Below are 11,286 nucleotides of genomic sequence, written 5' to 3'. Positions count from 1 at the left end.
CACGTCAACGAAACCCCCTCGCTCGCGGTCGAAGCCATGAAGCGATGGCCGCAGCACGTCATGCCGAGCGCCGACGGCCGGCCACGATTCCTGATCGAGGGTCGCCACTACCCCCAAGACCACGGACCGGGCGCGGGTGTGCCCGTCGAACACGGATTGAGCACAGCAGCCGGCCTGAATTGCTCGACGGTCGACGGGGTGCTCGGCAACGCCGATCGTGACCATATCGACACGATGGTGCTCTATCCCAGCCTCGGGCTGTGCGCGCCGACTCTGCAGGATCCCGAGTTCGCCGCCGGGTTCGCCCGACTCTACAACGCCTGGATCGCGGATTACTGCCGGCCGACCAACGGCCGGCTGCGCGGCGTCGGGGTGACCCCGATCGAGCACGGTCCGGTCGCGATCGACATCATGGGCGAGGCGAAGGAGCTGGGTCTGGTCGCCATGTTGTTGCCGCCGGCGCTGCAGACCCGCAACCTCGACCACCCCGACCTCGACCCGTTCTACGCAGCCGCGGTCGACGTGCAGATGCCGCTGGGGATTCACGGTGTGCCCGGTTTCCATCTGCCGAAGATCGGCGTCGACCGGTTCACGAATTACATCCAGGTGCACTGCGTCAGCTTTCCGTTCGACCAGATGACGGCGATGACCGCGCTGGTCTCAGGTGGGGTCTTCGACCGTCATCCGGGCTTGCGGGTGGCCTTCCTCGAGGCGGGCGTGGGTTGGGTCCCGTTCTTCATCGACCGGTTGCACGAGCACTTCGAGAAGCGGGGCGACTGGATCGAGGGCGGCTGGCAGCGTGATCCGCAGGAGTACCTGCAAGCCGGCAACATCTGGGTGACCTGCGAGCCCGCGGAGCCCATCCTGCCGGGGGTCATCGACGTGCTCGGCGCGGACTTCATCATGTTCGCCAGCGACTACCCGCACTGGGACGGCGAATGGCCGGAGAGCACCAAGCAGCTGCGCACCCGCTCCGACATCGACGAGCACGCCCGCGCCAAGATCGCCGGCCGCAACGCGCAGCGCTTCTACGGACTCGATTGATTTCCGGACTCGCGGCGGGGTTGAGCCTCGGCGCCCTGCTCGCGCTGGCCTTCCCGGCGCCGTCTTGGTGGTGGCTGGCGTGGGTGGGCGTGGTCCCGCTGCTCTTGGTGGTGCGCGCCGCACCCACTCCGCACCAGGCGGCCGCCCGGGCCTGGTGCGCTCTGGCCGGCTTTGTGCTGGCCACCCAGTATTGGCTCGCACCCAGCGCCGGGCCGATGCTGGTGGTGCTGGCCGCCGGGCTGGGCGCCTTGTGGGCGCCGTGGGGATGGGCAGCCCACCGGCTACTGGCGCAACGCCCGCTGACAGCCCGCCGGATGCTGGCCGCCGTCCTCGTGTTGCCGAGCGTGTGGGTGATGGCCGAGGCCGTTCGGTCGCGGCCGGGTATGGGCGGGCCGTGGGAGTTATTGGGCGACTCGCAGTGGAACCGGCCCGCCACCCTAGCGTCCGCGTCGCTCGGCGGTGTCTGGCTGACGAGTTTCCTGCTCGTTGCGACCAACACGGCGCTTACCGGGGTGATCCTGGCCCGCTGCGTGCGCGGTCGTCTGGTCGCGTTCCTGGTCGCCGCTGCGTGTACTGCGGCGGGGCCGCTCTACTACGTGCTGGAGCCCAAGCCGCCGGCCGATGCCACGGTGGACGTGGCACTGGTGCAGCCCGGCGCCATCGTCGACTCGACGGCCCGGGAGAAAGCCGGGCAGATGCTCACGGCAGCGTTGGCCGCTCGCCGGGTGGATCTGGTGGTCTGGGGCGAAAGCAGTGTGGGGGTCGACCTCGCCAGTCACCCGACGGTCATGGCGGAGCTGATGGACCTGTCCCGACGTATCGGTGCGGATCTTCTGGTCAATGTCGATGCACCCGCGCCGACCGGCGGAATCTACAAGTCGTCGGTGCTCGTCGGGCCGACCGGGTCGCTGGGCGACTACCGGAAGGTCCGGCTGGTGCCGTTCGGCGAATACGTCCCGCTGCGCGCGGTCCTCGGCTGGATCACCCGCCACACCAAGGCCGCGGCCGAGGACCGCGGCCGAGGGAGTGGACCGGTGGTGCTGCATGCCGGCGCACTTTCCGTAGGGCCGCGGATCAGCTTCGAAGCACTGTTCGCCGACTTGGCGCGCCAAGACGTGCGACTCGGCGCCCAACTGCTGGCGTATCAGAGTTCCACCTCGACGTTTCAGGGCAGCTGGGCGCAGCCGCAGTTGGCCGGCCATATTGCCGTTCACGCCGTCGAGGTCGGGCATCCGGCCGTGCACACCGGGCTCTCCGGTGACAGCGCGGCATTCGATGCGCGCGGTCGGCGGCTGGTCTGGCTGGTCTCGAGTTATCGTGGCACCGCTGTCGTCCGGGTTCCGCTGGGGTCAGTCACCACCGTCTACCAACGGCTGGGGAATTGGGTGGTGGTTCTGTCAGGCACGATCACGGTGTGCGCCGGCGCTGCAGGAATCCTGCGGTGGTTAGCCGGCAGGGCATCGGCGCGGGCCTGAACCGCAGACTACGGCGCAGGCGGGGCGCCCCCGGGCGGGCCGGCCAGCCGGTTGAGGATGTCCAACGGCAACTTGACCTCCGCCGGCGACTTGCCCGGATCAGGGGTTGCCGTGTCGGTTTTCTGCCACGGCTGGCAGCCGTCAGTCTTGAACGCCTTGTCGCCCGGGTCGATCTGCACCACTTGAGGCTTTTTGCTCATCGCGTTGTCGATGATGACGGTCTTGTTGTCCTCGTCGCTGCCGACTCGCTTCCAGTAGCACGTGCCCCCGTTGACCGGGCCGGCCGAGCTGTAGGTGCCCGGCACGATATCGGTTCCCACCGCGTAGGTGCCGTCGTGGTCGATCGTCGTCTTGGGCTGCGGCGCCGGTGCGGGTGGTTCGGCTGCGGCGTGACCGCAATAGCCGACCCATCCCAGCGCGACGACTGTTCCAGCGATCGCTGTCGACGTGATCCTCACCTAGGCAATCATACGAGGATACCGCCCCGGCGAGGCGACTACGCCGACTTGCCGAGCAGCGGCAACAGCAGCCGCCGGCGCGCGGAGATCGCGTCGGCGAAGACGCGCAGCGCCTCGCGCACCGAGTCGACAACGGGACAGGCGAACGCGTCGCCGCTGAGGCTGCGCACCCGGGTCACCGCCGGGCTTGCCACCAGCACCCACTCGACCCCGGCGGCGCGACAGGCGTCATCGACGCGGTGCAGCAAGCGGATACCCTGCGGCGACATCCGCTGAAGACCACTCAAGTCCAGGACAATCGGGGTGTCGGGCAAAACGAAATGACTGCTGTATTCGCCGGCCCGGTCGACGTTGATCGCATCGATCGCGCCGCTGATCGACACCACGGTTGCCAGGTGGCGGCACTGCGCCCGGACCTGCGCGCCACCGCAGTCGAACGTCGGATCACCGTAGCGGGGCAGCAAGGAGGAACTCGTCGCGTCACTGGAATTAGCCATTGTCTGCCCCGCTTCGTCATCACGTTGCTGAATTGTGCCGGGAAGGTCCGGCCTCGACCTGATTGCCACGGTAACGGGCTACTTTAAGGTCACTGGGAGTGACCTCTAATACCTTGCTAAGAACCGATTTCCAGGGTCGCGGGCCCCGGTGCGCGGTCGATCAGGCCAGATCGAACCTGTCGAGGTTCATCACCTTGTCCCACGCGGCGACGAAATCCTGGACGAACTTCGGCTGCGCGTCGTCTGCGGCGTAGACCTCCGAGATGGCCCGCAGCTGCGAGTTGGAACCGAACACCAAATCGACCGCCGTGGCGGTCCACTTGACTTTGCCGGTAGCGCGATCACAGACCTCATAGACGTTCTCCGACGAAGCGGACGCTTTCCACTCGTTGCCCATGTCGCACAGGTTCACGAAGAAGTCGTTGGTCAACGTCTCGGGCCGATCGGTGAACACGCCGTGCTGCGCTTGACCGAAGTTGGCATTGAGCGCCCTCATGCCGCCGACGAGAACCGTCATCTCCGGGGCGGTCAACGTCAGCAGGGCGGCTCGGTCCACCAGCAGCCGCTCCGGTGCTTGCTTCTCCCCGGCGGGCAAGTAGTTGCGGAACCCGTCGGCCTTCGGTTCGAGCACCGCGAACGACTCGACGTCGGTCTGCTCTTGCGAGGCGTCGGTGCGTCCCGGCGCGAACGGGACGGTGATGTCGTGCCCGGCATTCTTCGCCGCCTGCTCCACAGCCGCGCACCCGCCCAACACGATCACATCGGCCAGCGAAACTTTCTTGCCGCCGGACTGGGCGGCGTTGAAATCCTGCTGGACCCGCTCGAGGGCTTGCAGGGCCTTGGCCAGTTCGGCCGGACTATTGCATTCCCAGTCCTTCTGCGGCGCGAGACGGACCCGTGCCCCGTTGGCGCCGCCGCGCCGGTCGGTGCCCCGGAAGCTCGCCGCCGACGCCCAGGCGGTGGCGATCAACTGCGGGATGGACAATCCCGACCCGAGCAACGTGCTCTTGAGCTCGGCGATGTCGTTGGCGTCGATCAACTCGTGGTCGACCTCGGGCACCGGATCCTGCCACAACTGCGGCTCGGGAACCCAGGGGCCCAGGTAGCGGCTCAGCGGTCCCATGTCGCGGTGCAGCAGCTTGTACCACGCCTTGGCGAACTCATGCTCGAGCTCTTCGGGATGATCCAGCCAGCGGCGGGTGATCTTCTCGTAGATCGGGTCCATGCGCATCGACAGATCCGTCGTCAGCATCGTCGGAAGGCGCTTTACGGACGGATCGAACGGATCAGGAATGATCGGTTCGGCGTCTTTCGCGGTCCACTGCCAGGCGCCCGCCGGGCTCTTGGTCAGCTCCCATTCGTAACCGTAGAGAGTTTCCAGGAAGCTGTTGTCCCACTTCGTCGGGGTGGGCGTCCAGACGACCTCCAGGCCGCTGCCCATCGCGTCCCTGCCTTTGCCGGTACCGAACGAACTCTTCCAGCCCAGACCCTGCTGTTCGATCGGGGCGGCCTCGGGCTCGGGGCCGACGAGTTCGGGTCTGCCGGCGCCGTGGGTCTTGCCGACCGAGTGGCCGCCGACCACCAACGCGGCGGTCTCGACGTCGTTCATCGCCATGCGGGCGAACGTCTCGCGGATGTCGATGGCCGCGGCCACCGGATCCGGTTTACCGTTGGGCCCCTCCGGGTTGACGTAGATCAAGCCCATCTGGGTGGCGCCGAACGGCTTGGCGAGGTCTCTCTTGCCGCTGTAGCGCTCGTCACCGAGCCAGGTGTCCTCGGGCCCCCAGTAGACTTCGTCGGGCTCCCAGATGTCCTCCCGGCCAAAACCGAAACCCAGTGTCTTGAACCCCATCGATTCGTAGGCACAGTTGCCCGCGAAGATGATCAGGTCAGCCCACGAGATCTTGCGGCCGTACTTCTGCTTGACCGGCCACAACAGCCGGCGCGCCCGGTCGAGCAGCACGTTGTCGGGCCAACTGTTCAGCGGCGCGAAGCGCTGCGCGCCTCTGCCGCCGCCGCCGCGGCCGTCGTGGATGCGGTACGTGCCGGCAGCATGCCAGCTCATCCGGATGAACAGCGGCCCATAGGTGCCGTAGTCAGCCGGCCACCAGTCTTGTGAGTCCTTCATCAGCGCGAAGAGATCCTGCTTGAGCGCTTCGACGTCGAGGGTCTTGAACTCTTCGGCGTAGTTGAAGCCGCTGCCCATGGGATTGGCCAGCGGCGAGTTCTGATGCAGCACACGCAGATCCAGCTGGTCCGGCCACCAGTCCCGGTTCGTCATCGGCCGATGCGCATGGGGAGCGGGTGAGGAGATTGCCGAGTTTTCGTTTTCCGACATCGGGATCTTCCTTTCGGAAATAAGTGATTACGGGCTGGTCATCTGCGACATCGAGCAATCGGGGCACAAGCCCCAGTAGATGACCTCGGCTTCGTCGAGAACAAAGCCGTCGAGAAGCCCGCCGTCGTCAGCCGGAGTCAGACAGGGCGCCTCGCCGACCGCGCAGTCGACATCGGCGATAGCCCGGCAGGACCGGCAAACGATGTGGTGGTGGTTGTCGCCGACCCGCGCCTCGTAGCGGGCGACCGATCCGGGCGGCTGGATTCGTCGAACCAGACCCGCTGTGGTCAGCGCATGCAAAACGTCGTAGACCGCCTGACGCGAAACCGTGGGCAGATCACCGCGCACCGCATCGAAGATCGCCTCGGTGTCGGCGTGCGGATGACCTTGCACGGCGGCCAGAACAGCCAGCCGGGGCCGCGTTACGCGTAACTCGGCGGCACGCAGTTGCCCTGCGTAATCCGGCCTGCAGGCCACCTCATGAATATCGCGCCTTTATTTGATCCAGTCAATACTTTGGGTGGGGTCTATTGGGCGGCGACCCGACACCAAGCCACACCGCGTGCGCAGGCAGTGCGGCAGCGGCAGCACTGGTAATCTCCGAACACCTGCCCGTGGAGCCGGGGCCGCCCGGCCGGCCTGCGTGGCGGCGGGAACGAAACAGCAGTGGCGTCCTGAGAAAGAGTGTCGTGCGAAGCGGAGAGATCAAAGCCCTCACCGGTCTACGCATCATTGCCGCCGTGTGGGTGGTGCTGTTTCACTACCGTCCGCTGCTGCGGGCGTCGGCACCCGATTTCAGCGACGCACTCGCCCCGGTGCTCAACTGCGGCGCGCAAGGGGTCGACCTGTTCTTCATCCTGAGCGGTTTCGTGTTGACCTGGAACTACCTCGATCGGATGGGCCGGTCCTGGTCCACGCGCGCCACTTTGCACTTCCTGTGGCTGCGACTGGCCAGAGTGTGGCCGGTTTACCTGGTGACGTTGCACCTGGCCGCGGCGTGGGTGATCTTCACGATGCATGTCGGGCATGTGCCGTCGGAAGACGTCAGTCGATTGACGGCGGTCAGTTACGTGCGTCAGCTGCTGATGGTGCAACTGTGGTTCCAGCCGTACTTCGACGGATCGAGCTGGGACGGACCGGCCTGGTCGATCAGCGCCGAGTGGCTGGCCTACCTGCTTTTCGGCTCGCTCGTGCTGGTGATCTTCCGGATGGCGCATGTCACGAGAGCCCGAAACCTGTTCTGGCTGGCGGTTGTCGCGTCGCTGCCGCCGGTGCTGTTGTTGTTGGCCAGCGGTCAGTTCTACACACCGTGGAGTTGGCTGCCACGCATCGTCATGCAATTCATCGCGGGAGCGCTCCTTGCCGCCGCGGTGACCAGGTTGCGTCTGACCGATCAGGTCCGGCGCGGGGCGGGGTACCTTTCCGCGTTGCTGCTCGCGGTGATCGTGGGACTGTTGTATGTGCTGGACGCCCACCCCGTGCCGGGTCTCATCGACAGCAGCGGGCTGGTCGACGTGTTGTTTGTTCCATTGGTGATGACGCTGGGGGTCGGCGTCGGCAGCCTGCCCATGCTGCTGTCCAGTCGGGTGATGGTCTTCGGTGGGCAAATCTCGTTTTGCCTCTACATGGTCCACGAGCTGGTGCACACGGCCTGGACGTGGGCCGCTGAGCAATTCCAGCTCACCCTGCAGGGTGCCGGCGGGAAGCTGACGGTCGTTGGCCTGCTCGCGATCGCCGCGGGTATCGCCGCTCTGTTGTTCCACTTCGTGGAAGAGCCCGCTCGCCGCTGGATGCGCCGCATGGCCGACGTCACCGCCCCGAACGGGAAAACGCGCATCGACCTGCGTACGGATCCGGTTGTGAATCCGGCACAGGCCAGCGTGCAGCCCAACGGCCATACCCGCGCAGAGCGCAACACGCCGATGTCCGCGCGCGCCGGATAAACGTCCCATAGTGCCTGCACTGCCCCTTAAAATGCCGGTGGGCCGCCGATCATGGGGGTGGAGCAAGTGGTGAGTCGTCTGGGCACGGTTGTTATGACGCTCGCCGTCCTGCTCGCGGCGCTCGGACATCGCGCTGACCCGACGCGAAACTACACCACACTGAGTGTGGGTTCCCCGGCTAATCACCTTGCCGTTATCGGTGACTCGTACACCACCGGAACCAGAGAGGGCGGTCGGGGCCCGCAGAGCTGGACCTCTCGAGCCTGGGCGACACTTGAGCGTCAGGGTGTACAGGTCGCTCCCGATGTGGCGGCCGAGGGCAGAGCAGGCTACGGCGTACCCGGCGACCACGGCAGCGTTTTCGGCGATCTGGCCGCCAAAGCGGTGCATTCCGATGACGTACTGGTGGTATTTTTCGGATCCCGCAACGATCAGGGCACCGACCCTGACTTGCTGGCCGAAAAGGCACACGACGCGTTCGATCTGGTTCGCCGTGCCGCACCGTCGGCGCGACTCCTGGTGATCGGACCACCATGGCCGACGGCCGATGCACCCGCTGACGTACTTCGCGTCCGCGACGTCATCGCCGACCAGTCACGAGCGGCGGGGGCGACATTCGTCGACCCGATCGCCGAAAACTGGTTCGTCGGCAGATCCGACTTGATCGGTGCCGACGGGGTGCACCCCAACGATGCCGGCCACGCCTATATGGCCGCAAAAATTGTGCCGCTGATCCGCGCCCAGTTGCCCTGGCTGGTCTGAATTACGCGCCGAGGATCGCCGCCGCGTGACGGGACGGCGCCGGTGGCCCGCGCCATACCCGGCGGTACCACGTTTTTTCGGTTTTCTTTTGCGTATCGGGGGTATACAACACAGCGGTCCGGGACGTGTCGTGCGGGCCATCGGTGAAAGTGAGGTCTGATGAAATCCCCCAGACTGGCCATCGCGCTGTGCGGCGGTGCTGCAGTGCTGTGGTTGTCAGTCGGGTGCGACGGCGAGCACAAAGGTGGACCAACCACCACCACGACAACGACTCAAGGGTCGACGACGACAACGACAACCACGACACCGGCGACGAGTGTGAGCCCAGTGCCGCCATCCGGCGCGGCGCCCGGCGGCCCGACCGGCAGCGGCGGCCCCGGCGGCGGCGGCGGCTGCCTTCCTGGGGTCGGTTGCGGCGGTGGTGGACCGGGCGGGGGCGGCGGCTGCGTGGGTGGTATTTGCGGCGGGTGGCCCTGACCGCTCGCCGGCGCCGGGCAGCGGGGTTACCCGGCGCCCTTCTTGACCTCCAACACCCGCCTGCGCAGGCCTTCGGTGGCAGTGTCCATCAGGCCTTTGGCGCCTTTTTTGATCAGGAATCCGGGCACGGGCATCGCGAGATCGACGGTGATCTCGAAGCGGACTCGGGTGGACTCGCCCTGGGGGATAAGCGTGTAGCGCCCGCTTAACGCGCGTTGCTGTGTGGCGCTCTCCAGCGTCCAGCCCACTCCGTCGTCGTGGACGGTGTAGGCGAGCACCTGCTCGTCGCTGAGACCGAGGATCCTCACCACTTGCCGAGATCTGCGGGGCAGGCCGCGGCCGTCCCGTTCGAGGATCTCAACCTCGTGGTGCACCGAGGACCACTCGGTCAACGACTCGAGGTCGAGGACGACGTCCATGATCTCGGCGGGCGTCGCCTCGATGACGACTTCCCGCGATTCGGTGACGGCCATGTCGGCAATAGTGCCAGCTTCGTCACTCAGTCAAGGAACCCCGCGGGATAGGGTTAAGGTTCGGTCAACTCTCGATCGCAAGGGGAACCTTGATGGCCAAGCTCAGGTTCGGATATTTCATCGCACCGTTCCACCGCGCGGGTACCAACCCGACCCTCGCGCTGCAGCGCGACCTCGAGTTCATCGAACATCTCGACGCCCTGGGTTTCGACGAGGCATGGATCGGCGAACATCATTCGGCGGGCAGCGAGATCATCAGCTCACCGGAGATCTTCATCGCCGCCGCCGCGCAACGGACTAACCGGATCCGGCTCGGCACCGGGGTCATCTCGCTGGCGTACCACAACCCACTGTGGGTTGCCGACCGACTCATGCTGCTGGATCACCTAACCCGCGGTCGGGTGATCGGCGGGGTAGGTCCCGGCTCACTGCCCACCGATTCGGCGATGATCGGGCTCAGCCCCACCGACACGCGCGAACTTCTGGAAACCAACCTCGACATCGTGGTACGGCTGTTGGCGGGGGAGACCGTCACCGCCAAAACCGCCACCCACGAGTTGTTCGATGCCCGGTTGCAGCTGGCTCCCTACTCCGACGGGGGGATCCCGCTGGCCGTCGCCGCGGTCGCGTCGCCGACCGGGGCGCGGCTGGCTGGCAAGTATGGCATCGGCCTGCTCTCCATCGGGGCGACGCTGACGATCGAGGGCTTCGATGCGCTCGCCTACCATTGGGGCATCGTGGAAGAGCGCGCCGCAGCCTTTGGCACCCGGGTCGAGCGCGAAAACTGGACTCTGGTCGGACCGTTCCATATTGCCGAGACCGACGAGCAGGCCCGTGCCGACGTGAAATTCGGGATCGAGCCGTGGTTCCGCTACTTCCAGAAGGTGGCGGCATTCCCGCAGATGACCATGCCGGGGGAGCGGCTCGACGAGATGATCGACATCATCAATGACAACGGTGCCGGGGTGATCGGCACGCCGGAGCGGGCGCGAGCCCAGGTGCAGCGGCTATGGGATCAATCCGGCGGCTTCGGCTGCATGCTGCAGATGGCCCACGAGTGGGCGAACCCGGCGGCCACCAAGCGCTCCGCGGAACTGTTCGCCGCCGAGGTGATGCCCCACTTCCAGGGCCAGGCGAAGCCGACACTTGACGCCGCAGCGCGGGCCAGCGAGGTGCGAGACAACCTGGCGGAGACGCAACTTCAGGCCATCGACCACATGGCCAGGAAATACCGGGACGAAGTCGGGTCGAAATAACCGTCGCGACGTCGCCGTGCACACGCCGAACCTGACCGAGGCCGAGGCGCGAGCGTACGACGCCTGGTTCGACAAGCCCTGGGGTGCCCATGCGTGGGCCGTAGAACTGGCCGCGGTGGAGGCTGCGCTGCCCGACGCCTGCCACTGCCGGATGCCGTCGCGGACGCCACGGTGACCATCGCAACTCTGGAGTTCACAGACGCGGCGGCGGTGCTGGCCGAGCTGGCACGTGTCACCCGCCCCGGCGGTCGTATCGTCGCACTGGCCCTGAACCCGAAAAGTCTGTGGGGACTGCTCGACCGGCCTACCCACCGCGCCCCGTTTTCCACGGCCGACTAGCTGACCCGCGAAGTCCTGGGCCGCCTCGGCAGCCGTTACGGACGTGCCCACCTGCGGGGGTGGTTATTCACCGCTGCGCACCCCGGGTTTTTGCCCCGGCTCGAGCCGCTCGCTGCCGGGCTCGGACGTTGTGCCCCCGGGCTCGGCGCCGTCCAAGTTCTTGTCGTCGACCGACAGGTGTGACGCCGCGCACGCGATCGGCGTGCTACGCCTGCACCACCTGT

12 protein-coding genes are annotated in these 11,286 nt (G+C 66.5%); 7 read left to right on the top strand and 5 right to left on the bottom strand.

What is annotated here, in order from left to right; all coding sequences use genetic code 11:
- The coding region (locus F6Q13_RS06845) for an amidohydrolase family protein (protein WP_293054300.1) at nt 1-1,044 on the top strand (1,044 nt) is incomplete at its 5' end.
- Nucleotides 1,041-2,519 carry an apolipoprotein N-acyltransferase gene (lnt, locus tag F6Q13_RS06840; protein ID WP_367141201.1) on the top strand — a complete coding sequence of 493 codons (1,479 nt, stop codon included), beginning with the start codon at nt 1,041-1,043 and terminating at the stop codon, nt 2,517-2,519. The genes F6Q13_RS06845 and lnt, both read left to right, overlap by 4 nt.
- An 8-nt stretch (nt 2,520-2,527) precedes the next feature.
- On the opposite strand, the gene F6Q13_RS06835 is transcribed toward lnt, so the two are convergent.
- From F6Q13_RS06835 to F6Q13_RS06820, 4 genes are all read right to left on the bottom strand, one after another.
- Nucleotides 2,528-2,971, bottom strand: coding sequence for a hypothetical protein (locus F6Q13_RS06835; protein WP_293054314.1), 444 nt, complete (start codon nt 2,969-2,971; stop codon nt 2,528-2,530).
- A gap of 44 nt (nt 2,972-3,015) precedes the next feature.
- Nucleotides 3,016-3,474: an STAS domain-containing protein gene (locus F6Q13_RS06830; RefSeq protein WP_293054297.1), complete on the bottom strand. Its 459-nt coding sequence runs from the start codon at nt 3,472-3,474 to the stop codon at nt 3,016-3,018.
- Nucleotides 3,475-3,634: 160 nt separating this feature from the next.
- The gene (katG, locus tag F6Q13_RS06825) at nt 3,635-5,812 is read right to left on the bottom strand and encodes a catalase/peroxidase HPI (RefSeq protein WP_293054294.1); all 2,178 of its coding nucleotides are present in this window, start codon (nt 5,810-5,812) and stop codon (nt 3,635-3,637) included.
- 27 nt (nt 5,813-5,839) lie between these two features.
- Complete coding sequence (locus tag F6Q13_RS06820; RefSeq protein WP_293054292.1) at nt 5,840-6,289, bottom strand: Fur family transcriptional regulator; 450 nt, start codon at nt 6,287-6,289, stop codon at nt 5,840-5,842.
- 212 nt (nt 6,290-6,501) lie between these two features.
- On the opposite strand from F6Q13_RS06820, the gene F6Q13_RS06815 reads away from it, so the two are divergent.
- Together F6Q13_RS06815 and F6Q13_RS06810 are read left to right on the top strand one after the other, a co-directional pair.
- Complete coding sequence (locus tag F6Q13_RS06815) at nt 6,502-7,755, top strand: acyltransferase (protein ID WP_293054289.1); 1,254 nt, start codon at nt 6,502-6,504, stop codon at nt 7,753-7,755.
- A 69-nt stretch (nt 7,756-7,824) separates the two neighbouring features.
- Entirely contained in the window at nt 7,825-8,517 is a 693-nt protein-coding gene (locus tag F6Q13_RS06810; RefSeq protein ID WP_293054286.1) for a GDSL lipase, read from the top strand.
- Nucleotides 8,518-9,020: 503 nt separating this feature from the next.
- On the opposite strand, the gene F6Q13_RS06800 is transcribed toward F6Q13_RS06810, so the two are convergent.
- Nucleotides 9,021-9,467, bottom strand: coding sequence for an SRPBCC family protein (locus F6Q13_RS06800; RefSeq protein ID WP_293054283.1), 447 nt, complete (start codon nt 9,465-9,467; stop codon nt 9,021-9,023).
- Nucleotides 9,468-9,559: 92 nt separating this feature from the next.
- Between F6Q13_RS06800 and F6Q13_RS06795 the strand changes: the two genes are divergently transcribed.
- Genes F6Q13_RS06795 through F6Q13_RS06785 form a run of 3 tightly spaced genes read left to right on the top strand, consistent with a single transcriptional unit; the run spans nt 9,560 to nt 11,062 of the window.
- Nucleotides 9,560-10,723 (top strand): LLM class flavin-dependent oxidoreductase, encoded by a 1,164-nt coding sequence (locus F6Q13_RS06795; RefSeq protein WP_293054280.1) that lies wholly within the window; start codon nt 9,560-9,562, stop codon nt 10,721-10,723.
- Nucleotides 10,724-10,739: 16 nt separating this feature from the next.
- Nucleotides 10,740-10,898 carry a hypothetical protein gene (locus F6Q13_RS06790; protein ID WP_293054277.1) on the top strand — a complete coding sequence of 53 codons (159 nt, stop codon included), beginning with the start codon at nt 10,740-10,742 and terminating at the stop codon, nt 10,896-10,898.
- On the top strand, nt 10,895-11,062 hold the full coding sequence (locus F6Q13_RS06785; protein ID WP_293054274.1) for a hypothetical protein: 168 nt from the start codon (nt 10,895-10,897) through the stop codon (nt 11,060-11,062). The genes F6Q13_RS06790 and F6Q13_RS06785 overlap by 4 nt, the downstream gene beginning before the upstream one ends.
- Nucleotides 11,063-11,286: the final 224 nt, after the last annotated feature.

The organism is Mycobacterium sp. (assembly GCF_008709575.1).
Lineage (GTDB): Bacteria > Actinomycetota > Actinomycetes > Mycobacteriales > Mycobacteriaceae > Mycobacterium.
This window is presented reverse-complemented; position numbering and strand designations above follow the sequence as displayed.

Bases quoted from the DNA above. Each gene is read 5' to 3' on its own strand.
- F6Q13_RS06830 (WP_293054297.1), bottom strand. From the start codon at position 3,474: ATGGCTAATTCCAGTGACGCGACGAGTTCCTCCTTGCTGCCCCGCTAC.
- katG (WP_293054294.1), bottom strand. From the start codon at position 5,812: ATGTCGGAAAACGAAAACTCGGCAATCTCCTCACCCGCTCCCCATGCG.
- F6Q13_RS06800 (WP_293054283.1), bottom strand. From the start codon at position 9,467: ATGGCCGTCACCGAATCGCGGGAAGTCGTCATCGAGGCGACGCCCGCC.
- F6Q13_RS06795 (WP_293054280.1), top strand. From the start codon at position 9,560: ATGGCCAAGCTCAGGTTCGGATATTTCATCGCACCGTTCCACCGCGCG.